Annotated in this window: 21 protein-coding genes and 1 tRNA gene; 9 read left to right on the top strand and 13 right to left on the bottom strand. The window is 67.2% G+C overall.

What is annotated here, in order from left to right:
• Positions 1–31 precede the first annotated feature (31 nt).
• Positions 32–538: a hypothetical protein gene (locus KVS69_RS13530; RefSeq protein WP_068852574.1), complete on the top strand. Its 507-nt coding sequence runs from the start codon at positions 32–34 to the stop codon at positions 536–538.
• A gap of 291 nt (positions 539–829) precedes the next feature.
• Entirely contained in the window at positions 830–1,597 is a 768-nt protein-coding gene (locus tag KVS69_RS13525) for a YggS family pyridoxal phosphate-dependent enzyme (RefSeq protein ID WP_217538523.1), read from the top strand.
• A gap of 3 nt (positions 1,598–1,600) precedes the next feature.
• Here KVS69_RS13525 and KVS69_RS13520 read toward each other — a convergent pair whose 3' ends face one another.
• Positions 1,601–2,500 carry a LysR substrate-binding domain-containing protein gene (locus tag KVS69_RS13520; RefSeq protein WP_184126882.1) on the bottom strand — a complete coding sequence of 300 codons (900 nt, stop codon included), beginning with the start codon at positions 2,498–2,500 and terminating at the stop codon, positions 1,601–1,603.
• 98 nt (positions 2,501–2,598) lie between these two features.
• Here KVS69_RS13520 and KVS69_RS13515 point away from each other — a divergent pair, with 98 nt between their 5' ends.
• Entirely contained in the window at positions 2,599–2,784 is a 186-nt protein-coding gene (locus KVS69_RS13515; protein WP_217538522.1) for a hypothetical protein, read from the top strand.
• An 11-nt stretch (positions 2,785–2,795) separates the two neighbouring features.
• On the opposite strand, the gene KVS69_RS13510 is transcribed toward KVS69_RS13515, so the two are convergent.
• The 3 genes from KVS69_RS13510 to KVS69_RS13500 form a co-directional block, all read right to left on the bottom strand.
• Positions 2,796–4,973 (bottom strand): hypothetical protein, encoded by a 2,178-nt coding sequence (locus KVS69_RS13510; protein ID WP_217538521.1) that lies wholly within the window; start codon positions 4,971–4,973, stop codon positions 2,796–2,798.
• A gap of 83 nt (positions 4,974–5,056) precedes the next feature.
• Positions 5,057–5,461, bottom strand: a complete 405-nt coding sequence (locus KVS69_RS13505) for a VOC family protein (protein WP_068852588.1) — start codon at positions 5,459–5,461, stop codon at positions 5,057–5,059.
• Positions 5,462–5,567: 106 nt separating this feature from the next.
• Positions 5,568–5,969, bottom strand: a complete 402-nt coding sequence (locus KVS69_RS13500; protein WP_217538520.1) for a RidA family protein — start codon at positions 5,967–5,969, stop codon at positions 5,568–5,570.
• 114 nt (positions 5,970–6,083) lie between these two features.
• On the opposite strand from KVS69_RS13500, the gene KVS69_RS13495 reads away from it, so the two are divergent.
• Positions 6,084–7,031, top strand: a complete 948-nt coding sequence (locus KVS69_RS13495) for a LysR family transcriptional regulator (RefSeq protein WP_217538519.1) — start codon at positions 6,084–6,086, stop codon at positions 7,029–7,031.
• 23 nt (positions 7,032–7,054) lie between these two features.
• Here the strand turns inward: KVS69_RS13495 and KVS69_RS13490 are convergent, their stop codons facing one another.
• Entirely contained in the window at positions 7,055–7,375 is a 321-nt protein-coding gene (locus KVS69_RS13490; RefSeq protein WP_217538518.1) for a hypothetical protein, read from the bottom strand.
• A 187-nt stretch (positions 7,376–7,562) separates the two neighbouring features.
• Between KVS69_RS13490 and KVS69_RS13485 the strand changes: the two genes are divergently transcribed.
• Together KVS69_RS13485 and KVS69_RS13480 are read left to right on the top strand one after the other, a co-directional pair.
• Positions 7,563–8,687, top strand: a complete 1,125-nt coding sequence (locus tag KVS69_RS13485; RefSeq protein WP_217538517.1) for a histidine kinase — start codon at positions 7,563–7,565, stop codon at positions 8,685–8,687.
• Positions 8,684–9,463 (top strand): response regulator, encoded by a 780-nt coding sequence (locus KVS69_RS13480; RefSeq protein WP_184126899.1) that lies wholly within the window; start codon positions 8,684–8,686, stop codon positions 9,461–9,463. Before KVS69_RS13485 ends, KVS69_RS13480 begins: the two co-directional genes overlap by 4 nt.
• 14 nt (positions 9,464–9,477) lie before the next feature.
• Here KVS69_RS13480 and map read toward each other — a convergent pair whose 3' ends face one another.
• The 8 genes from map to KVS69_RS13440 all read right to left on the bottom strand — a co-directional run bounded on the left by map (position 9,478) and on the right by KVS69_RS13440 (position 18,838).
• A complete protein-coding gene (gene map, locus KVS69_RS13475) occupies positions 9,478–10,248 on the bottom strand; it encodes a type I methionyl aminopeptidase (protein ID WP_217538516.1) in 771 nt (256 codons plus the stop codon).
• The gene (locus tag KVS69_RS13470) at positions 10,245–10,457 is read right to left on the bottom strand and encodes a ParD-like family protein (protein WP_068852612.1); all 213 of its coding nucleotides are present in this window, start codon (positions 10,455–10,457) and stop codon (positions 10,245–10,247) included. Before KVS69_RS13470 ends, map begins: the two co-directional genes overlap by 4 nt.
• Positions 10,458–10,504: 47 nt before the next feature.
• Entirely contained in the window at positions 10,505–11,407 is a 903-nt protein-coding gene (locus KVS69_RS13465) for a cation transporter (protein WP_068852615.1), read from the bottom strand.
• A gap of 26 nt (positions 11,408–11,433) precedes the next feature.
• Positions 11,434–13,722, bottom strand: coding sequence for an Orn/Lys/Arg decarboxylase N-terminal domain-containing protein (locus tag KVS69_RS13460; RefSeq protein WP_095362671.1), 2,289 nt, complete (start codon positions 13,720–13,722; stop codon positions 11,434–11,436).
• 21 nt (positions 13,723–13,743) lie between these two features.
• Positions 13,744–15,093: an arginine/agmatine antiporter gene (gene adiC, locus KVS69_RS13455; protein WP_217538515.1), complete on the bottom strand. Its 1,350-nt coding sequence runs from the start codon at positions 15,091–15,093 to the stop codon at positions 13,744–13,746.
• Between the two features lie 13 nt (positions 15,094–15,106).
• Entirely contained in the window at positions 15,107–16,489 is a 1,383-nt protein-coding gene (locus KVS69_RS13450) for a DcaP family trimeric outer membrane transporter (protein ID WP_254622184.1), read from the bottom strand.
• Between the two features lie 360 nt (positions 16,490–16,849).
• Positions 16,850–17,683, bottom strand: a complete 834-nt coding sequence (gene dsbG / locus KVS69_RS13445; RefSeq protein ID WP_093535922.1) for a thiol:disulfide interchange protein DsbG — start codon at positions 17,681–17,683, stop codon at positions 16,850–16,852.
• 84 nt (positions 17,684–17,767) lie between these two features.
• Positions 17,768–18,838: a helix-turn-helix domain-containing protein gene (locus tag KVS69_RS13440; RefSeq protein ID WP_237334251.1), complete on the bottom strand. Its 1,071-nt coding sequence runs from the start codon at positions 18,836–18,838 to the stop codon at positions 17,768–17,770.
• A 217-nt stretch (positions 18,839–19,055) separates the two neighbouring features.
• Between KVS69_RS13440 and KVS69_RS13435 the strand changes: the two genes are divergently transcribed.
• The 3 genes from KVS69_RS13435 to KVS69_RS13425 all read left to right on the top strand — a co-directional run bounded on the left by KVS69_RS13435 (position 19,056) and on the right by KVS69_RS13425 (position 21,925).
• On the top strand, positions 19,056–19,454 hold the full coding sequence (locus KVS69_RS13435; protein WP_093535924.1) for a heavy metal-responsive transcriptional regulator: 399 nt from the start codon (positions 19,056–19,058) through the stop codon (positions 19,452–19,454).
• Entirely contained in the window at positions 19,451–21,796 is a 2,346-nt protein-coding gene (locus KVS69_RS13430) for a heavy metal translocating P-type ATPase (RefSeq protein ID WP_217538513.1), read from the top strand. The genes KVS69_RS13435 and KVS69_RS13430 overlap by 4 nt, the downstream gene beginning before the upstream one ends.
• A 56-nt stretch (positions 21,797–21,852) precedes the next feature.
• Positions 21,853–21,925 (top strand) — tRNA-Ala (locus KVS69_RS13425).

Genomic DNA, 21,925 nt, shown 5'->3' with positions numbered 1-21,925 from the left:
GTCGCTGCCATCCAAGGATCCGGAACCTGCCATGTCGCGCGTACTCACCCTCACCACACTGGCAGTGTCCAGCCTTGCCCTGCTGGTCTCGGGGTACACCGCCGTGCAGCTGCACCGCAGCCAGTCCGCCGAGCGGGTGATCACCGCCCGCGGGCTGGTCATCCAGGACGGCAGCGGCCAGGCGCGGGTGATCCTGGGCGCGCCGCTGCCCGATCCGCTCAGCAGGGGCGTGTCGCAGGGCCCGCGCGCCTCGCCGCTGTCGGGCGTGGTGCTGCTTGGTGCCGACGGTTCCGAACGGGGCAGTTATGGCACTGCCGATGTCGGCGATGAGGCCTCGCTCACGCTGGATGACGCCAAGGGCACCACCGAAGTGTTCAAGATCACCGCGAACCCGGATCGTGGCGCCACCCTGGTGATCAAGCACCAGAACAGCACCGGCGCCATGCTCACCTCCTGGCAGGGCAAGCCGGAGCTGATCTTCCTCAACGACAACGGGCAGTCGCATTACATCCGTCCGGGGACCACTGCCGCGCCCTGATCGACGCCTGACGGTGGGCTTCGGAAGGTGTAAACGCCGGCGTACCGGCTGGCATCGTTGCGGGACCGTCTCCGGACGCTTGGGCCGCGCTACGCGCGGTGTCCGGCCAACGGCCGGGGCTACGAACCGTTACGGGCCCATTGAGATCGGGATCAATCAACCGCAGGCTTCGGATACCGGTAGCGCCGGCCGTTGGCCGGCCCACGCAGGCGCCGATGGGCCGCGAAATGTTACCGACCCATTTCGTTTGCCCGTGCGAAAATTCGTGCCTCGCCGGTTCCGGAACACGTCATGTCCATCGTCGCACCCATCTGGCCGCAGGCTGCCACCGTCGAAGATTTCCGCCGCAACCTGGACGCGGTGCACGCACGCATTGCCGCTGCCTGCGCCCGTGCCGGGCGCGATCCGGCCACGGTGCGGCTGCTGCCGGTGAGCAAGACCGTGGACGAAGCGCGGCTGCGACTGGCGGTGCAGGCCGGCTGCGATACGCTGGGCGAAAACAAGGTGCAGGAAGCCAAGGGCAAGGCCGAAGCCATGGCCGACCTGGGCATCCGCTGGTCGTTGATCGGCCACCTGCAGACCAACAAGGCGCGGGATGTGGCCCGCTTCGCCAGCGAATTCCAGGCGCTGGACAGCCTGCGCGTGGCCCAGGCGCTGGACCAGCGGCTGGCGCAGGAAGGCCGCACGCTGGATGTGTTCGTGCAGGTCAACACCTCCGGCGAAGCCAGCAAGTACGGATTGGACCCGATCGAGGTGGCCGACTTCGTGCAGCAGCTGCCCGCCTTCCCCCAGCTGCGCGTGCGCGGCTTGATGACCTTGGCGCTGTTCTCGGCGGATCCCGAACAGGTGCGCCCGTGTTTCGTGCGCCTGCGCGACCTGCGTGAGCGCCTGCGTCCGACCCTGCCGGTGGGCGTCAGCCTGGACGAACTGTCGATGGGCATGTCCGGCGATTTCGAGATCGCCATCGAGGAAGGCGCCACGGTGGTACGCGTAGGCCAGGCGATTTTCGGCGCGCGCAGCACCCCCGACAGCCACTATTGGCCAACCCCTGCGGGTTGATCGTCACCCCACCAACGCCTGCATATGCCGCGCATGCTCCGCGGCCTGTGCGTGCAGCCACTCACGAAACGCCAGGAACCCGCGGTGCGTGGACGACCGTGGCGGATAGACCAGCCAATGCGACCAGCGCGTCTTCAACCGATGCGGTGACAAAGCAATCAACTGGCCCGAATCCAGCAGCAACCGCGCCCGCGTCACCCGCCCCAGTGCGACCCCGAAGCCATCCAGCGCGGCACGATGGTGCGATTCGGAGTCATTGAGCATGGCCACATAGCGCGACGGCGCAACCTCGCCGACCGAGGCGAACCAGCGCTGCCACTCGCCATCCGGGTCCCCCAGCAGCGGCCACTGCGAGAGCGGCAGCGCGCCCAGCCCGCCCATGCGCTCGACCAGTGACGGGCTGGCCATCGGCATCAGCCACTCATCGAACAGCGGCTCCACATGCAGGCCGCTCCACTGCCCGGCACCCACCCGCAACGCAGCATCACACTGCAGCTGCCGCTCGAAATCGGTGAGCCGCTCGCTGGATTCCAGGTTGAATTCAATCTCCGGGTGGCAGGCCACGAACGAGCCCAGCCGTGGCACCAGCCAGTTGGAGGCCATCGATGGCAACGCACTGACCGACAGCACGCGGTCGTGGCGCGCACCGAACGGCTGCAGCGCCTGCGCGATCGCATCCAGATGCGGACCCACCTGTTCCAGCAACCGCTGCCCTTCGGGCGTCACCCGCACCCCGCGTGCCTGGCGCTGCAGCAGCGCATACCCCAGGCGCTCCTCCAGCTGCCGCATCTGGTGGCTGAGCGCGCTGACGGTCAGGTTCAGCGAATCGGCCGCGCGGGTCAGGTTGCCCAGGCGTGCGGCGGTAACGAAATTCTGCAGCGGCTGGAGCGGGATACGGGACATGGCGACTTGAATCCAGTTCAAGAAAGACTTGCGAAAGGATCGCTTTTGCACCGTCCATCCTGCCCCTATCGTGAGGTCCACTCAAGTGGAGGACGCACATGAACATCTACAGCGGATTGTTGTTCCTGCACGGGCATATCGCCGATGCGGGGTTGGCGCGGGCGCTGGCGGAGCCGGAAAAGCTCTCCGCCGCTGACACGGCGCGGGCGGTGACCGGGACAGCCACGCAGCCCGTAGCGCTACCGGCTCGGGCTGCCTGCGAGGTTGGTGCCGCGCGGCGTTGAGACCTCCGGCCTTACGGAGCCGGCTTGGCCTCGGGCAGCACCCGGGGGCGGCTGTCGTACCAGTCGCGCGCCCCGGACAGGTGCCAGGTGCGCTTGCCGCCGTCCAGTTCGATGCCGGCCCCGAGCAGGCCCCAGCGCAGGTACAGGTCGCCACGGCGCTGCGCCTGCTCCATGTCCAGCCGGGCGCGCAGCGACAGCCGCGCGTTTTCGGCCTGCAGGTCGTCCACCGCCAGGTGCTCGCGGCGCCAGCGCAGCTGGCCGCTGGCCTGCACTTCACCCGAATCGAGCAGGCCCAGCACCCAGCGCGGGTACTGGCTGCGCTCGGCGTAGATGCCCAGCAGCGGACCGGCATCGCGCAGCCGCAGGTCGGCACGTGCGTCCACCTGGAACGGTGCCTCTGACTGGATGTGCCCGCTGCGCAGGTCGACCTCGCCCCACCAGCCGCCCTTGGCGGCATCGCCGTCCACCTGCACGTTGCGCAGGCTGAGCGTGGTGCCGCCCAGGTCGAACTGGCCAGCGTCGAAGTCGGCACGCTGCAGCCTCGCCTTGACCTGGGCATCGCCACGCAGCGACAGGCCGGCGGCCTGCATGCGCGCACCGGTGCCGCGCAGGTCGGCGCGGCCCTGCCCGACCCGGCCGGCAGCATCCAGCGTCACGTCGCCGCTCAGCAGTGCGGTACCCCCGAGCAGACGCACATTGTCGTTGCCCACGTAGCGGTTGTAGGCGCTCAGGTCAGGCACCCGCGCGTCGTTGAAGCGCAGCTGCGCGCGCATGCCGTCGCGCAGCTGCTGCAGCCGTGCATCGCCGCGCAGGGTCAACGCCAGCGCCTTGCCGTCGAACAACACCGCCTTGGGCGCATCGGACGGGGCCGCGCGGAACGTGGGAATATCGACCTTCAATTCCGCCTGCGGCGGCGCACCGTTGACGATGCGTCCCAGCGCATGTGCATCGCCCTGCATGCGCACGCCCGCCACCTCGGCAATGGCGGCCACCTGCGGCACCTCCAGGGTGCTGCCAGGCGCCAACTGGCCATCGGCAATGCGCAGGTCACCCTGCAGCAGCCCGCCACCTTCCAGCTTGAACCACGGCTTGCGCACGAACAGATCGGCAATCCAGTTCAACGACTCGAACCGCCACGCGCCACGCACCTGCCCGGACAGCCGCGGCAACAGTTCGGCCGGCGCCTCGAACGGAATCTTCCGGCCGGTGACGCGCAGGTCCGCGTGCAGTTCGCTGCCGGTTTCCGGGTCGCGCGGCAGGCGTGCCTGCACGCGCATGTCCTGGGCCACGTCCAGCTGCAGTGACAACAGGCCGCGATCGGGTGCATGGACGCCGGCATGCACCGGCACCCGCCACACCACCCGGCTGCCGGGTTGCAGCAGGCCGCGGTCCATCACCACATCGGCCGTGAGCCGTGCCTCGGCGGGGACGCTGCCGACCTTGACGTGTGGCCCGGCCGTGTCGATCTTGATCGCCTGGCTGCGCCCGTCCACCTGCAGCTGCGCGAAGGTGATGACGAACTTGCGCAGGCCCGGGGCTTCATCCCGGTAGTGGCGCGGGTAATGGAAGCGCGCGGCCAGGTGCGCCTCGTCGAGCAGCTTGACCCCGTCGTAGGTGATCGTGGCCTGCTCGAAGCCAGCGGTGGAATCGAACAGTTCCGACGGCCCGCCCTTGACCTGCTTCTGGAAGCCCACCGTGCCATGGCCCTGCCCGGCAATCAGCAGCTTGCCGAAGCGGCCGCTGCGGATGCTGTCGCTGTGGATCGCATCCAGCCGGATGTTCCAGCCGCGATCACCACGCGGCGGTGGCGGGATCGCCTTTTCCACCCGTTGGATGTCCGCTTCCACGCCGGTGGCGTTGATGCCTGGAATGCGGACCTCGCGCTTGAACAGGTGCGCCAGCGAGATCCACGCGCTCGCACGGTCGGCACGGAAGATGTAGACGGTATGGTTGGCCTGGCCGCGGATGCGCACGTTCCAGACAACCGCGTGCCCGGGCAGCAGCGTCAGCGCCGGCCCGGTCTGCAGCCTGAATTTTTCAGGTTTGCGGTTGGTGACCGCATCGAACAGCGGCGTGTTGAGGAACACGTTGCCGGCAACAAGGTACAGCGCATACAGCGCCAGCAAGGTAAGCAACGCCACGCGCCATGGCCGGGGCCAGCGCCGGACGCGCTCGGGAATCAGGGGCATGGAGTTCTGCGACGAAGCGGAGTGACGCGGCCACTATCGACAACCGGGCGACGGAGTCGTGTGAAGAAGCGCCCCGATGCCGCTCAACCGGCACGCCGCTCCGGGTCCCACGCCATCGGCTGCCACAACTCCAGCTTGTTCCCCTCCGGATCCAGTATCCAGGCGAACGACCCGTTCTCATGCGTCTCCGGCCCGCTGACGATGGTCACGCCAGCCTCGCGCAGGTTCGCCAGTAGACCCTCGAGGTCATCCACCCGGTAATTGATCATGAAAGGCGCATCGCTGGGACTGAACCACTGGCTGTCAGGCTCGGCCAGCGCCCACACGGTCAACCCGCCGTCATTGGCCTTGTCGTCGGGCCAGCGCAGCACCGCGCCACCAAACTCCTCCAGCGTCATGCCCAGGTGCTGCCGGTACCACTCGGCCAGCGCCGCGCGGTCGCCACGGCTCTTGAAGAACACCCCACCGATTCCGGTCACCTTTGCCATCGCAGTCTCCCTGGGTCCGTGCTGATCCTATGCCCTTGCCCGCGCAAAAGAAAACGGCAGGCCGTTGCACCGGCCTGCCGTTGTCCCGTGACACATGCAACAGCGCTCAGGCGCCAGCGTCGGGCAGCTTGGCCACCACCTTGAACTCCACGTCGAACCCGCTGAGCCAGGTGACCCCGACCGCGGTCAGGGTCGGGTGCGGCGCCTGGCCCCAGTACTCGGGCACGATCGCCCACACCCGCTCCAGGATCCGGTCCGGGTCGATCATGAAAACGGTCACGTCGACCACATCGTCGAACGTGCAGCCGGCGGCCGCCAGCACCGCGTTGAGGTTCTCGAAGAGCTTGTGCACCTGCGCTTCCAGGCCCGGTTCGGGCGAACCGTCCTCGCGGCTGCCGACCTGGCCGGACACGAACAGGAAGCCGTTGGACCGCACCGCCGGCGAATAGCGGTAGCGGGCATACAGGTCCTGCCGGCCAGAGGGGAACACGACGTCACGACTTGCCATTGCAGACTCCAGAGGGGTTTTTGCCCCGGGTGATGGGATATGTCCACGGTAGGCGCCCCGGCCCGGCCGATAAACGACCAACCTTGTCCATCACTGTTTGTAGAATCCAAACAATTGACCGCAGGAGTGCCGATGGACCGTTTCGATGCCATGCAGGCCTTTGCCCGCGTCGTGGAGACCGGCAGCTTCACCCGGGCCGCGCATACCCTGCACATGAGCCGCACCACGGTGACCCAGCTGGTGCAGCAGCTGGAAGCGCGGCTGCGCGTGCGCCTGCTCAACCGCACCACCCGCCAGGTCAATGTCACCGACGATGGCGCGGCGTACTACGAGCATGTCTCGCGGTTGCTGGCCAATCTGGATGATGCAGAAACCAGCCTCTCCAGCTTCGCCGCCAGCCCGCGCGGCCGGCTGCGGGTGGATGTGACCGCGCCGCTGGCGCGGTTCCTGCTCGTCCCTGCGCTGCCCGGTTTCCACACGCGGTACCCGGACATCCAGCTCGACCTGGGCGTCAGCGACCGCAATGTCGACCTGATCGATGAGAACGTGGACTGCGTGATCCGCGGCGGCGTGCTCACCGACCCCTCGCTGGTCGCGCGACACATCGGCGACCTGCAGGCCGGGCTGTACGCCGCGCCGCAGTACATGGCCACGGTTGGCATGCCCGACCACCCCAAGGCATTGGAAGCCGAACCGCATCGCATCATCGGTTACCGGGGATCGCGGCGTGCAGGCGCCATGCCCTACGCGCTGCGGCGTGGCGAGGAAACGCTGACCGTGCACGGCCGGCATCAGCTGGCGGTCGACGACGGCAACGCCTATCTGGCGGCCGGAGTAGCCGGGCTCGGCGTGCTCTGGCTGCCCGACTACGTTGCCGCCGCACACGCCGGGCGCGGCGAACTGCTACGCGTGCTCACCGACTGGCAGGTCGACCCGATGCCGCTGCACATCGCCTTCCGTCCCAACCGCCACGTCAGCGCCAAACTGCGCGTGTTCGTCGACTGGGTAGCGGCTCTCATGGCCGAACACGTGCCGGTGATGCCACCGCAGCGGGACAAGTAGGATCGGCCAACGGGACGCATGCATCACCGCAGCGGCGCGATCACCAGCGTATCGCCCTTGCACACGTTGACGTCGCGGTAGATCGCCGTGCGCCCGTTACGGAACTGCAGGCGCAGGTCGAAGCGGCAGCCGGCATCGCCCAGGCGCATCGTGGTGCTGCCCCCGCCACCGTCGATGGTGTCGATCGGCCGTTGCTCGAACGCATCGCTGCCGGCGGTGGCCACCTCCAGCGTGGTGATGCTGTCGTGGGCGCGGTTGAGCAGTGTCAGGTAACGCGGGGCGGCGGCATGCGTGGCCGTGGCGAAAAGCAGGCTGGTCAGGACGGCAAGACGGATCGGGAACATCGCGGCATCTCCGGCGGTTGGGTTCGCCGCCATCAGGCCGCTGGCCGCCCCGCGCACGCCACCGATCCGGGACCAATCGTCGTCCCGGCAGGACCAATCGTAATGGGCCCTCATGGCGCTTCTCCGGGCCCGCCCGCACGCCTAAGATGGCCCTGCCCCGCCGCGCCGGGCGTCCTGGATACCGGCCATGATGGTTCGCCTTGGCAGTACGTCGATCCCCCTTTCCCGCTACCTGCTGCTGTGGACGGCCGTGGTGCTGGTGTTTGCCGTCCAGCATTCGCTCAGCGATGGGCTGCACGGCAACAGCTGGCCCTTCCTGGTGCACCTGCGCTGGGCCATGATCCAGTGGTACACCTGGGCAGCACTGGCACCGCTGGTGTTCCGCCTGGCCGAGCGCTACCCGCTGGATCCCCAGCGCCGCCTGCTTGGCCTGGGCAGGCAGGTCGTGGCCAGCCTGGCGGTGACCTTCGGCGCGATGCTCATCGGCGCAGCGGCCTCCGCGCTGTTCGAACCCAGCGGCTTCTTCGAACAGCTCGGGTACTTCCTGGCGCAGCATTTCGCCATCGGGCTGCTCACCTACTGGGCGCTGTTCGCGCTGCAGCAGGCATTGCACTTCCAGGCCGAAAAGGCGCGGCGCGAAATGGAAGCCAGCCGGCTGGCCACCGAACTGGCGCAATCGCGGCTGCTCGCGCTGAAATCCCAGCTGCAGCCACATTTCCTGTTCAACACGCTGCACGCCATCATCACCCTGCTGGACGAAGACACGGTCTCGGCCGAAGACATGCTGCTGCGCCTGAGCGAACTGCTGCGCGCCTTCCTGGAAGACTACGACGGCCAGGAGATTCCCCTGCGCCAGGAACTGGACTTGATCGAGCTGTACCTGGGCATCCAGCGCGTGCGCTTCAAGGACCGGCTGACCACCCGTACCTATATCGCCCCGGATACTCTCGACTGCGCCGTGCCCAGCCTGTTGCTGCAGCCGTTGGTGGAGAATGCGGTGCGCCACGGCATCGGGCAGCGCGTGGGCAGTGACGTGATCGAGATCGAAACGCGCCGCGACGGCGAGGTGCTGTGCATTGAAGTGCGCAACCGCAACAGCACGCTTGACGCCACGCCCGGCGCGCCCGCAGGCCATGGCATCGGCATGTCCAACACCCGGCTGCGCCTGAAGGAGCTGTACGGCGATGCCGCCGACGTGCGGCTGGACATGATCTGGCCCGAGGGCGTGGCCTGCCGTGTACGCCTGCCCTTCCGTACCCTGGAGGTGGAAGACGAAGCGCCGGAGTTCACGGCGGGAGTGGCGCCGGCATGACCCTGTCGGTGCTGGTGGTGGACGACGAGCCGCTCGCGCGCCGCGCGATCGTGCGCCTGCTGGCCGAGGACCCGGAGATCGAACTGCTGGGCGAATGCGGCGACGGCGTCTCCGCAGTGAACGCCATCCGCGAGCACTCGCCCGACCTGGTGTTCCTGGACATCCAGATGCCGGCGATCACCGGCCTGGACGTGGTGGCCACCATCGGCGCCGAGCGCATGCCGGCCACCGTGTTCGTCACCGCCTACGAGCAGTACGCGGTGAAGGCCTTCGAGGCCAATGCGGTGGATTACCTGGTCAAGCCGTTCAGCCGCGAACGCTTTGCTGCTACCCTGCAGCGCGCCCGGCAACGCCTTTCAACTGCCGCCGGCACCAGTGCGCAGACGGCGACGCAGATCCTGCAGGCACTGGATGCACTGCGCCAGCGTGAGGCCTACCTGCAACGGATACCGGTACGGGTCGACGAACACGTGGTGCTGGTCGACGTGGACGAGATCGTCTGGATCAAGGCCGCACGCAACATCGCCGAGATCCACCTGGCCGGCCGCATGCATGAACACCGCGGCACCATGGCCGCCCTCGCCGCCCGGCTGGACCCGCGCCACTTCGCCCGCGTGCACCGCTCGGCCATCGTCAACATCCGGCGGGTCAAGGCGATCCACCCGTGGTTCAACGGCCACCACGTGGTCACCCTGGACACCGGCCAGCAGCTGCGCATGAGCCGCTACCAGAACGAGGCGTTCCTCAAGCTCGTCTCCACCCGGGACACACCGTAGCGCCGGGCGTGGCGCTACGCCGTCGGGATGCGCTCGCCTTCGCGCAGGGTCAGCACGTCCACCCCGGTTTCCGTCACCAGCACCGTATGTTCGGCCTGCGCGGACAACTTCCTGTCACGGGTGGTCACGGTCCAGCCGTCCTCGCTCATGTCGATCGCCGCACGGCCCTGGTTGATCATCGGCTCGATGGTGAACGTCATGCCCGGCTCCAGCTCCACGCCGGTACCGCGCTTGCCGTAATGCAGCACCTGCGGGTCTTCGTGCATCTCGCGCCCGATGCCGTGCCCGCAGAACTCGCGCACCACGCTGTAGCCGTGCGCCTTGGCGTGCTGCTGGATGGCGAAGCCGATATCGCCCAGCGTCGCCCCCGGGCGCACCACCGAGATGCCTTTCCACATGGCCTCGCGGGTCACCCGCACCAGCCGCTTCGCCTGGAAATCGACCTCGCCGATCAGGTAGGTCTTGCTGGAATCGGCGATGAAACCATCCTTCTCCAGCGTGATGTCCAGGTTGACGATGCTGCCGCCGCGCAGGATCTCGTCTGCCGCGGGCACGCCATGGCAGACCACATTGTCCACTGAACTGTTGAGCACATACGCAAAGCCGTACTGGCCCTTGCTGGCCGGCCGCGCATGCAGTTCATCGACGATGAAGCGCTCCACCCAGTCGTTCACCTGCAGGGTGCTCATGCCTTCCAGCGGCAAGCGGTCCAGTGCCTCGAATACCGACGCCAACAACCGCCCCGATGCCCGCATCAGCGCCTGTTCCTCGAGCGTCTTGATCACGCGACCGCCACCCGCAGGGCACCGGGATCTACCCCGGCCGCGCGCAGCTCACGATTGACGATCTCCTGGTAGCTCATGCCGGGGTTCATTTCGCAGAGCATGCCCACCTTGATCCAGAAGCCGGCCTGGGCGTTGATCGAGCGGCCGGACACGCCGCTGGCGCGGCGCAGGTTGTCGTGCAGTTCGTCGTCGATGTTGACGATGCCCATGGGATGCCTCGGTACGGAATATACGCATCATATACGATACGTATATTTCAGGTCCAGGCAGGATCGGCGGTGAAATCGATGGTCAGCCAGAACTCGCTGCCGCGGGCATCCAGCCGCTCGGCGATGTCATCGCGCAGGGCATCGACGCTGCCGATGGTGCCGATCACCGTGTCCGGGTGGGTGAGGATGTGGATCTCCACGAAGCGCATCCGCCCCATCTTGGCCACATGGCTGGTGAAACCGAGATAGCCGTGCTCGGCCACGAACTGCGTCATCACCGCCTGTACGCGCGCGTCCAGCGTATCGGGCGCCACCTGCAGCACCTCGCGCATCGCTTTCCACGCACCGCGCAGCGGCACCGGCAACACCGCCAGGCTGATGATCGCCAGCACCAGCGGATCCAGGAATGGAATCCAGTGCGCGTGGTCGCCGTCTTCCAGCAGCAGCGCCAGCGCAAAGGCCAGCACCACCGCCAGGCTCATCATGCCGCTGAGCAGCCAGGCGCGTACGTCCAGCCACAGCAGCGGCGAATGCAATCGCGCCGCATGCACGCGCACGAACGCGGCCATGCCCAGGTTGCTCACGCACAACAGGGTCGCCCACATCAACGCCGGCCCGGCGCGGATCACGTGCCCGCCAGTGGTGAGCCCGATGATCGAATTGGCCAACGCATAGATGCAGGCCAACGCCAGGATCGCCCCACCCAGCGCTTCCACCATCGGCTCCAGGTGCCAATAGCCGTACTGGAACCGTGGGCTGCCCTCACGCCCCAGCAGGCGCAGCACGGCCAGCGCCACCAGCGTGAGGGCAACATCCACCAGGCTGTATACCCCGTCGAACAGGATCGCCTGCGATCCCACCAGCAGGCCGCCGATGAAGCCGGTGGCGCTGACCGCCACCGTCACGCCAATCGAGAATTTCAGGATCCGCTGCTCGCGTGCTGTATCCATCGCCTGCCGAAGATCCTGGCCGCCGCTCAGGTCTTCAGCACCTCCACCTTGTAGCTCGGCACGTCGCCGTCACGGTCGATGATAAGCCCGTGCACGTCCGACTCGAAGCCCGGGAAGCGCACATTCTGCTCGCGGGCAATGCGCAGCGACTGGATGATCGGCTCATCCTGCGCGCCGAAGCGCTCGCCCGGCATGATGGTCGGAATGCCCGGCGGGTAAGGCACCAGCATGGTCCCGGCGACACGACCACTGATCGCTTCGATATCAACGCGCTCGATCTGGCCACGCACCAGGTGGTCGTAGGCCTCGGCCGGCGTCATCACCGGCTCGGGCAGGTCCACGTACATCGCACGCATCACCTGGGCCACCGCAAACTCGCGGTTGAAGGCATGCAGGGCCTCGCACAGGTCGCGCAACCCCCAGCCACCGTAAGTCTGCGGATAGTCTGCCGCCAGGTCGGGCAGCGCGCGGGTCAGCGGCGCGTTGTTGTCGAACAGTTCCTTGAAGGCCATCAGCTCGGTCACCAGCGTGCTCCACTTGCCCTTGGTGATGCCCATCGAGAACAGGAACAGCACCGAGTACAGGTTGGTCTTCTCCACCGTGATGCCGCGCGTCCACAGGAACCTGCTCAGCACGGCGGCGGGAATGCCCAGCTCGCCCAGGTCTCCGTCGATGGATAGGCCCGGGGTCAGCAGGGTGACCTTGATCGGGTCGATCAGCACGTAGTCTTCGACCAGGCCATCGAACCCGTGCCAATGCGCATCGGGCTGCAGGTACCATTCCTCGCGCTTGGCCACCATCGGCGTTGGTGCATCGCCCTTGCCCAGCGAGCGCTCCAGCTTGTCCGGCTGCCACACGCTGAACCACCAGTCGTCGCGGCCCAGGTCCTCGCGTACGTGCAGCATGGCCCGACGGAAGGCGATCGCCTCGTCGTGCATTTCCTGCACCAGCGATTCACCGGCCGCACCCTCCATCATCTTGGACGCCACGTCGCAGGCGGCAATCACCCCGTAATGCGGGCTGGTGGTGGTATGCATCATGAACGCTTCGTTGAAGCGTTCGGCATCCAGCTCGCGGGTCGCCGCGTTGCGCACGTGGATCATCGAGGCCTGCGAGAACGCGGCCAGCAGCTTGTGGGTGGAATGGGTGGTGAAGATGATCGCGTCCTGGCCACGCGGCTTGCCCTTGGCCATGCCGTAGTGGTTTTCATAGAACGGATGGAAGGCCGCATAGGCGTACCACGCCTCGTCGAAATGCAGGAAATCGACCGCGCTGCCGATCTCGTCGGCGATCTTCTCGGCGTTGTAGCACAGCCCGTCATAGGTGGAATTGGTGACCACCGCGATCCGTGGTTTGGAGCCGGCGCGGAACGCCTTGCTGGCCAGCGGGTTGGCAGCGATGGCCTGCTGCAGTGCCTCGGGGGTGAACTGGTCCAGGCTGATCGGCCCGATGATGCCGTGCGCATTGCGGCTGGGGGTGAAGTACACCGGCACGCCGCCGGTCATGATCAGCGAATGCAGCAGCGACTTGTGGCAGTTGCGGTCGACGAACACCACATCGCCCCGCCCCACCGTGCCATGCCAGACGATCTTGTTGGCGGTGGAGGTGCCATTGGTGACGAAGAAGGTGTGGTCGGCGCCGAAGTTGCGCGCAGCCTCGTTTTCCGCCTCCTTGATCGGCCCGCTGTGGTCGAGCAGCGAGCCCAGCTCCGGCACCGAGATCGACAGATCGCTGCGCAGCGTGTTCTCACCGTAGAACTGATGGAACGCACGCCCCACCGGTGACTTGGTGAAAGCCACACCGCCGGCGTGGCCGGGGGTGTGCCAGGAGTAGTTGGATTCGGCGGTGTGGTGGATCAGCGCCTTGAAGAACGGCGGCAGCAACTGCTGCATGTAGTCTTCGGCCGCGCGCATCACCTGGCGCGAGATGAAGCTCTTGGTGTCCTCGAACAGGAAGATGTAGCCGTGCACGTACTTGAGCAGCTTGCTCGGCACCTTTTCGATGGTGCGGCGCTCGCCGTACAGGAACACGGGCAACCCGCCGCGGCGTGCGCTCTGCTCGCGCAGGAACCCCAGCAGGCGCTGGAACTCACCGGGCTTGTCTTCGGTGCCGTCAATCGAGATCAGTACCGCCGAGGCCGCCACATAGGTACGCGCACCGGCCTGGGCATCGGCCAGGGTCAGCCCGCACAGCACGCGCTGGTCGTTGCCACGCAGTTCCTCGACCAGCGCGCGGATCAGGATGCCGCCGATGCGCGGGGACTCGTAGTCGTCGTCGATGACGATGATCGGGTAATCCAGAGACTTGAAATACACAGCATTTCTCCTGGGGGAAGGTCACGGAATCTTCGTGCTGACGGGACTGTCCAGCGGCGGCAGCTGGCCGCGCTGGCGGCGGCGCTCCTCGCTGAAGAAGGGGTAGAACACCGTGATGAACAGCACGAACAGGAAGGCGTACTGCACGATGCTGCCGGAGGAGCCGAAGATCGCCCACAGGCAGTACACCACGGTGATGCTGGTCAGGAACCAGAACGCGCCGGTATGCACCAGGGTGTGCGAGCGTTCGACCACGAAGTAGCAGGCCACGCAGGAATAGATGTAGGGCAGCAGGGTCAATACCACCGCCGCCGACGTAATCACGTCGAACTGCGCCGAGGCGGTTTCCGACGTGGACGTGAGCAGGACGGCCAGGGTCATCAGCACCGCCACGATCAGTACGCCCTTGACCGGCACGTCGTCCTTGTTGGTCTTGCTGAAGATGCTGGGGAACAGGCCATCGTCCGAGGCCGCCTTGGCGCTCTGCGCGGTCAGCAGGATCCAGCCGCCGAGCGAGCCGGCGGCGCCGACAAAGGCGCACAGGCTCACCAGCGCGCCGCCCCAGCCGCCTACCGCATTGGCCGCCGCCAGCGCGAACGGTGCATCGGAGACCTGCAGGTCACCATTGGGCACCATGCCCATGATCACCGACGAGCTGGCGATGTACGCCACCGCAGCCAGGAACACCCCGGCCAGGGTGGCCCGCGCCACGTTTTTCTCCGGGTTTTCGACCACGCCGGCGGTGACCGAGGCCGACTCGACCCCGATGAAGGCCCACAGCGTCAGCGCCGCCGCGCTGGAGATCGCGCCGAAGTTGGATTCGCCCGAGACGTTGTAGGCGCCCTTGAAGATGGCCGGGTCGAAGAAGAACCAGCCGAAGATGGCAATGCCCAGGATCGGTACCAGCGCGAAGCTGGTGGTCACCGTCTGCAGGCGGCTGACGAAGGCCGGGCCGATCACATTGGCGAAACTCAGCGCCCACACCAGCGCGAGCACGGCGATGCAGCGCGGTATCGGCTGGGACAGGATCGGGAAGAAGTAGCTGAAGTAGCCCACCGCCGCGATCGGGATGGCGACGTTGCCGATCCAGTTGGCGAACCAGTAGATGGTGTTGGTCTGGAACCCCATGTACGGCCCGAACCAGTCGCGGGCGTACGCATACGGGCCGCCCGCCATGGGCGCCAGCTTGCCCAGTTTGGCGAACACGAAGGCCAGCAGCAGTGCGCCGGCGGTGGTGACCAGCCAGCCCCAGATCGAGGCGGTGCCGATCTTGGCCAGGCTGGACGGCAGCAGGAACACGCCGGAGCCCATCATGTTGCCGGCCACCAGGAAGGTGGCGCCGACAACCCCGATTTTCTTCGCTTGCGCCATGACGGTCTCTCCGCTACTTGATGAAGTTGTATTGCAGGCTGCCCTGCACCCGCACCGTGTCGGCGCGTTGCCCGTCCTGCTGTTCCAGTTGCCCGTACAGAACTTCCATGCCCATCGTCCACGACGGCGCCGGGCTCCAGATCAGGTTGAACACCCCGTATCGGCTCTGGCGGAACGCATCGGCCGCGAGCGCGGCGTTGCGCGCCATCGTGAGCTGGCCGTAGATCAGGTTCGAGCGCCACAACGGCGACCAGTAGTGCGTGTAACCCACGAAGCCGCCCTGCAGTGACAGCGCATGCAGGCGACCGTCCTGGCCGATCACCGCATCCAGGTCCGAACCGGTGAGGTCGGCGGTATAGCGGCTCAGGCCTTTGCCGCCGAGCGCGCCGAACAGCAGCAGGTCCTGTTCGCCGACCGACGCCGAACCGCTGAGCTGGACGCCGCCACCGAAGCGGCGGTCGTCGCGCTGGTCGCCGTCGTAGCCAAGGCTGCGCGCCACGCCACCCAACTGCAGGTGGCCCCAGTCACGCTCTAGGCGCGCGGTAACGGTCACATCCGGCACCCGGTTGGCGGCTACCGTTGCCTCGGTGGTCCCCGCCAGCTGTGCATCGGGATCTTCGGCCGCCACCGTCAACGTGTTGCCCTTGCCCATCGCGAAGCTGTGGTGAATGCCGGCCACCAGCAGGTAGCCGGCGCCGCCGGGACCGGCGAAGTCCAGCGTGTCGGGCAGGCTGTCGGCATCCATGAAGGTGGCGTAGCCATAGCCGGCGTAGGTGTTGCCGAGCTGGCCGTAGGCATGCCGCAGCCGGAACTGGTAGCCGTCACTGCTGCCGAAGAAGTCGTTCTCCAGGTAGAAGCGCAGGTTGCCGCGGTTGGTCGGGCGGCGTGCTTCGAAGCTGAAACGGGTCTGCTTGGCATGCAGGTTGAAGTTGGAGACATCGCGATGCGCGCTGCCCACCGGAATGGTGGAGGTCACGAACTGATCCTCGTCCCCGGCCGCACGGGTATCCACGATCGCATCGAGCTTGGCATAGCCACCGATGCGGATCAGCGTGTCGGTATTGGGGATGGCCAGGAACCCTTTCAGTTCCGGATCGGTCGGGCCGGCCGCACTGTCCGGCCGCGAGGCGGCCGATGACGGATCGGCCACTGAATCACGCGGCGGCAGGATCGCCTGGCCGGTGCCGGGCACCTGGGTGGTGGTTGCATGGGGAAGCGTGGCGGACGGCGTGATCGCCGTGGGCGCAACCGCAGTTACCTCGGGACGCTGCGCAGGCGCGTGGCCTTCGGCGGTTTCCAGCGCATCGAGGCGCTTTTCCATCGCCTCCAGCGTCTGTCGCAGGGTGCGGATGTCCTGGCGCAGGGCGTCGGCGGAATCCTGCGCATGCACCGGCATCGCGGAAAGCGCCAAGGCAGAGAACAGCAGCACGGCAGCGCAACGCATCACGTCCTCCCTGAACTGCAGACGATACTGCCGGTGTCAGCTGTGCTCACAAGCACGGCCGATAACGGCAACCCGGTACTGCTCCGCAGGAGAACGACGACCGCAGCAACCCCGGCGACATGCTGCAATCGCCATGCTGCAATCGGCAGTGCACCCGCGTGGGATTCCCTCCTCATCCCGGGTGACGCGCAGAAGCTGCGCGCGCCAGCGCCCTGAGTAACAAGTCGGGAGTGAGTTTTTCGTGAAGTTTTACGTTGTCAAACGCCATGCGCGCAGTGTGGCTGCGCGCATGCGGGTCGACCTTGATTCAGATCAACGCGGGCCCATCACCTTTTCCATGTCCTCGCCCTGCGGCATGCCGGACACGCGTTGCACCATGCCCTGCGCATCACGGAACAGGATGCCGGGCGTGCCCTGGAAGCCCAGTTCCACCATCAGCACCTGGTTGGCGTCGAGCTTGTTGGCAAGCGCCGGCGTGATCGTCGCGGCCGGCTTGATGCCACCCTTGCTGAAGTCATGTTCGTTCTGCAGGAACACGGCGCTTGGATTGGGCGCGCCCAGGATCGCGGCCGCCTTTGCCGGGCTGTCCTCGCGGATCACGCCCACCATGACGTGGCGCAGCTGCACCTTGCCGCTGTCCACCCACGGCCGCGCTGCTTCCCAGAAGCGATGGCAGTAGGGGCAGTTGGCGTCGCTGAACGTGTACACCACGCGCGGGGCATCGGCGCGCCCATCGCGCACCCACGCACTGCCATCCAGCCGCTTCCAGATCCGATCCGACATCGGCTTGGCCACCAGCTTTTCCAGCGGCGCCGCGCCGACATCCTCACCCTTCTCATTGAAGAGCGTGCCGACCATCACATTCTTGCCGTCCGCCGTTACGTAAGCCGCAGCGGGCTGCTGTCCGCCGACCACGCCAGCGAAGCCCCGCAGGCCGCCGGGTGCGTCGAATTCACCGATGACCTCGAAGCCCTGCTTCTCGATGCCCTGCAGCACGGCCGGCCGGTTGGCGCTCTTCGAGGATGCCGCTTGGGCCGTCGCCTTCGCGGTGGCGGGGCTTTGCTGGGCCTGGCTGCAGCCGGCGACTGCCAGCAGCAATGCAGCGCTCAGCACGGAGCCCAGCACGGGCGAGGTCTTCAACAACATGGCAACTCCTGGAATGCACGCGAACGGCGAATGGCCCACAGGGTAGACGCATCTGCCTGACCCTGCAGCCACTGGCGCAGCGGCTCAGGCCGCCGGGCGCAACGGTTCGCCCTGCAGCTGCGCAAGCGGGCTGCGGGGACGCTCGCGCCGTTGCGCGAAAATCTGCCGCCGGTAACGCGCCGGGGTCACTCCGACGATGCGCAGGAACAGCCGGCGGAAGGCGCTCTGGTCGGAGTACCCCACCGCCCACGACACCTCATCGACCGCACCGCCCGCCTGCAGCAGCAGCTGCGCCTTTGCGATGCGCAGCCGCTGGCAGTAGGCAATCGGACGCAGACCGGTGGCCTTCAGGAAGCGCCGCTGCAGCGTGCGCGGCTCCAGCCCTGCCGCGTCGCAGATGTCCTGCAGGGTGACGCCACGCGCCGCGATGCCGTGCAGCCATCGCTGCGCCTTCAGGATGCCGCGGTCGCCATGGGCGAAGTTCGGACTGAAGCGCTCCAGGTCTTCCTGCACGCCGCGCGGAATGACCAGCTGAAGCTGCTGGATGGCCGCGCTCATCACGCTCTGCCCGTAGATCCGGGCCAGCAGCCGCAGACTGAGATATTTCCATGCATCCGGGCCGGAAGCAGTCAGCAGGTCGCCGTCGTCCACCAGCGCGCGCTCGCTCGGATGCCAGCCCGGCACCACCGCCGCCAGCGACGGGCAACGCGACAAGTCGGGGACGCTGACCGAGCGCCCGGTCATGACCCCGGCCGAGGCCAGCAGCAGCCCACCCTCTTCGCAGCCCGCCAGCAGGCTGCCCGCATCATGGCAGTCGCGCAGCCAGGTCAGCATGCGTTCGTCGGCCTGCATCAGCGGCCAGCTGGGCTCGTTACCCGGCACCACGATCACGGCCGGCGGGGTATCGCCGAACAGTTCGGCGCCGGCCACCCGCTGCATGCCATGCCCACGCGTGGACAGCGTCCAGCGGGTCACCAGCATGCGCGCGCCCGTGCGTTTACCCGCCGCAGCGGTGCGGTTGCAGCGCTGGGCAAGTTCGGACAGCACCGGTGCGGCAGCACGCAGGCTGCCCGGGTATTCGAGCACCGCGACTTCCATCAGGGTCGGGGACGTGGGCTTGTGGGTGGGCGATGAAGAGGGGGGAAGTGCTTCCATGGCGGCGCTCCTGGAACGGCTGCTGAGACCGCCAAACCCTGCTGGATCAAGGCCTGACGGCGATTCCAATGGAGCGTACGGAGCGCCCCCCACGGCAGCTATGAAACTAGTTGTAAATCCGGACCGGTAACGACATTGGAGGCCGCCGCAGCAAACCCTTGACTCTTGACCAGACTCCAGGGTCCACACTGTGCGCCTGCTCCCCAGAGAGGTCGCCGTGAACATTGGACAACTCGCACGCCAGGCCGGCGTGCCCATCGATACCGTGCGCTATTACGAGCGCCAGCATCTGCTGCCCACGGCCCAGCGCAGTGCCGGTGGCTACCGGGTCTTCAACGACACCGACCTGACCCGCCTTCGCTTCATCCGTCGCGCCAAGGCGCTGGGCTTTACCCTGGAGGAAATCGGCGAACTGCTCGCCCTGAGCGACCAGCGCGGCCAGGACATGGCCCAGGTTCGCGAGGCGGCAGTGCTGAAGCTGCAGGACATCGAACAGCGCGTTGCCGAACTGCAGCGCATGCATGCCGCGCTGGAGCAACTGGTCGATGCCTGCCCCGGCCATGGCGGCCTGGAACAGTGCCCGATCCTGGGTGCACTCACGGAGCCCCACCGATGACCGCGCCCAAAGGCAGCTGCTGCGCTGCGCACGGCGGTGGCGCCCCGGCAGGCAACACGGTCAAGGACCTGGTCTGCGGCATGGACGTGAACCCGGACACCACCGCGCACCATGCCCGGCATGCCGGCAGCGACTACCACTTCTGCAGCGACGGCTGCCGGCGCAAATTCATCGCTGCGCCGCAGCGCTATCTCGACCCTGCCTCGCACATCGCCGAACCGGTACCGGCCGGCACGCTCTACACCTGCCCGATGGATCCAGAGATCGTGCAGGAAGGGCCCGGCACCTGCCCCATCTGCGGCATGGCGCTGGAACCGATGATGCCCAGCCTGGACGAGGGCGAAAATCCGGAGCTCACCGACTTCCGCCGGCGCTTCTGGTGGAGCTTGCCGCTGAGCATCGCCACCATGACGCTGGCAATGCTGGCCATGACCCCGCTGCTGCACGGCGTGCCGCCGGGCGTGCGGGTGTGGATCGAGCTGGTGCTGGCCACGCCGGTGGTGCTGTGGGCAGGCTGGCCGTTCGTGCAGCGCTGGGCGCAGTCGATCCGCAACCGCAGCCCGAACATGTGGACCCTGATCGGTACCGGTGTGCTGGCCGCGTATGGCTACAGCGTGGTGGCAACGATTGCGCCCGGACTGTTCCCGCCGTCGTTCCAGCAGCACGGCCACGTGGGCGTGTACTTCGAAGCGGCGGCGGTCATCATCTCGCTCACCCTGCTCGGCCAGCTGATGGAACTGCGCGCCCGCGCCCAGACCTCGGCGGCGATCAAGGCGTTGCTGGGGCTGGCACCGAAAACCGCGCGGGTGCTGCGCGAGGACGGCCACGAGGAAGACGTGGACATCACGGCACTGCAGCCCGGCGACCGCCTGCGGGTGCGGCCGGGCGAGAAAGTACCAGTGGATGGCAGCGTGCTGGAGGGTCGTTCCACGGTGGACGAATCGATGCTGACCGGCGAACCGGTGCCGGTGGCCAAGACCGTGGGCGATACCGTCATCGGCGCCACCCTCAACGGGACCGGCAGCCTGGTGATCCGTGCCGAGCGGCTGGGCGACGACAGCATGCTGGCGCAGATCGTGCAGCTGGTGGCGCAGGCGCAGCGTTCGCGCGCACCGATGCAGCGGATGGCCGACAAGGTCGCCTACTGGTTCGTGCTGGCGGTACTGGGCGCGGCGATGCTGACCTTCTTCGGCTGGGGCCTGTTCGGACCGGACCCGTCGTGGACGCATGCGGTGCTCAGCGCGGTGGCGGTGCTGATCATTGCCTGCCCCTGCGCCCTTGGCCTGGCCACGCCGATGACCATCATGGTCGCCACCGGACGCGCCGCGCAGCAGGGTGTGCTGTTCCGCGACGCCGAGGCCATCGAAGCGCTGCGCAGCGTGGATACGCTGGTGGTGGACAAGACCGGCACGCTCACCGAAGGCCGGCCCGCCTTCCGCGACGTAAAGGCGGTGTCCGGATTCGCGGCCGACGACGTGCTGCACTGGGCGGCCAGCCTGGACCAGGGCAGCGAACACCCGCTGGCCGCAGCGATCGTCGCCGAAGCGCGCCGTCGAGGCCGCCCACTCGCATCGGTGGAGGACTTCGACTCGCTCACCGGCCTTGGCGTGCGTGGCACGGTTGAAGGCAGGACACTGCTGCTCGGCAACGCCGCGCTGATGGCCGACCACCACATCTCCCTGCAGCTCCTGCACGCCGATGCCAAGCAATTGCGCGAGGCGGCGGCCAGCGTGATGTTCCTGGCCGTCGACGGCACCCTGGCCGGGCTGATTGCAGTAGCCGACCCCATCAAGGCGTCCACCGCCGAAGCCATCGCACAGCTGCACCGCGATGGCCTGCGCATCGTGATGGCGACCGGCGACGGCACCGCCACGGCGGAAGCCGTAGCGCGCGAGCTGGGCCTGGACGAGGTGCACGGTGAAATGCGCCCGGCGGACAAGGCCGAACTGATCCGCGCGCTGCAGGCACAGGGCCGCACGGTGGCCATGGCCGGCGATGGCATCAACGATGCGCCTGCATTGGCAAGCGCCAATGTCGGCATCGCGATGGGCAACGGCACGGACGTGGCGATGTCCAGCGCACAGGTCACGCTGGTCAAGGGCGACCTGCGCGGGATCCTGCGGGCGCGCCAGCTGTCGTCCGCAAGTGTGCGCAACATGCGGCAGAACCTGGGCTTCGCGTTCCTCTACAACGGCCTGGGCATTCCGGTGGCGGCAGGTGTGCTGTATCCACTGGGCATCACGATGTCGCCGATGCTGGCGGCGGTGGCGATGAGCCTCAGTTCGGTGTCGGTGATCAGCAATGCGTTGCGTCTTCGCCATCAACGATTGCCAACGTCATGACAGTTTTTCCTTGCCAATCGAAAACAGCATCGCTATGATCTCGCTCCTCACGACGTGGGGCCATAGCTCAGCTGGGAGAGCGCCTGCATGGCATGCAGGAGGTCGGCGGTTCGATCCCGCCTGGCTCCA

It is taken from the genome of Stenotrophomonas sp. GbtcB23, assembly GCF_019091045.1.
GTDB lineage: Bacteria > Pseudomonadota > Gammaproteobacteria > Xanthomonadales > Xanthomonadaceae > Stenotrophomonas > Stenotrophomonas rhizophila_A.
This window is presented reverse-complemented; position numbering and strand designations above follow the sequence as displayed.

Excerpts from the sequence above, each read along its gene's own strand:
- dsbG (WP_093535922.1), bottom strand. The coding sequence starts at position 17,683 with ATGTTGTTGAAGACCTCGCCCGTGCTGGGCTCCGTGCTGAGCGCTGCA.
- KVS69_RS13530 (WP_068852574.1), top strand. The coding sequence starts at position 32 with ATGTCGCGCGTACTCACCCTCACCACACTGGCAGTGTCCAGCCTTGCC.
- KVS69_RS13480 (WP_184126899.1), top strand. The coding sequence starts at position 8,684 with ATGACCCTGTCGGTGCTGGTGGTGGACGACGAGCCGCTCGCGCGCCGC.
- KVS69_RS13440 (WP_237334251.1), bottom strand. The coding sequence starts at position 18,838 with ATGGAAGCACTTCCCCCCTCTTCATCGCCCACCCACAAGCCCACGTCC.
- KVS69_RS13465 (WP_068852615.1), bottom strand. The coding sequence starts at position 11,407 with ATGGATACAGCACGCGAGCAGCGGATCCTGAAATTCTCGATTGGCGTG.
- KVS69_RS13500 (WP_217538520.1), bottom strand. The coding sequence starts at position 5,969 with ATGGCAAGTCGTGACGTCGTGTTCCCCTCTGGCCGGCAGGACCTGTAT.
- KVS69_RS13450 (WP_254622184.1), bottom strand. The coding sequence starts at position 16,489 with ATGCCGGTGCATGCGCAGGATTCCGCCGACGCCCTGCGCCAGGACATC.
- KVS69_RS13505 (WP_068852588.1), bottom strand. The coding sequence starts at position 5,461 with ATGGCAAAGGTGACCGGAATCGGTGGGGTGTTCTTCAAGAGCCGTGGC.
- KVS69_RS13520 (WP_184126882.1), bottom strand. The coding sequence starts at position 2,500 with ATGTCCCGTATCCCGCTCCAGCCGCTGCAGAATTTCGTTACCGCCGCA.
- KVS69_RS13510 (WP_217538521.1), bottom strand. The coding sequence starts at position 4,973 with ATGCCCCTGATTCCCGAGCGCGTCCGGCGCTGGCCCCGGCCATGGCGC.
- KVS69_RS13515 (WP_217538522.1), top strand. The coding sequence starts at position 2,599 with ATGAACATCTACAGCGGATTGTTGTTCCTGCACGGGCATATCGCCGAT.
- KVS69_RS13430 (WP_217538513.1), top strand. The coding sequence starts at position 19,451 with ATGACCGCGCCCAAAGGCAGCTGCTGCGCTGCGCACGGCGGTGGCGCC.
- adiC (WP_217538515.1), bottom strand. The coding sequence starts at position 15,093 with ATGGCGCAAGCGAAGAAAATCGGGGTTGTCGGCGCCACCTTCCTGGTG.
- KVS69_RS13525 (WP_217538523.1), top strand. The coding sequence starts at position 830 with ATGTCCATCGTCGCACCCATCTGGCCGCAGGCTGCCACCGTCGAAGAT.
- KVS69_RS13485 (WP_217538517.1), top strand. The coding sequence starts at position 7,563 with ATGATGGTTCGCCTTGGCAGTACGTCGATCCCCCTTTCCCGCTACCTG.
- KVS69_RS13470 (WP_068852612.1), bottom strand. The coding sequence starts at position 10,457 with ATGGGCATCGTCAACATCGACGACGAACTGCACGACAACCTGCGCCGC.
- KVS69_RS13490 (WP_217538518.1), bottom strand. The coding sequence starts at position 7,375 with ATGTTCCCGATCCGTCTTGCCGTCCTGACCAGCCTGCTTTTCGCCACG.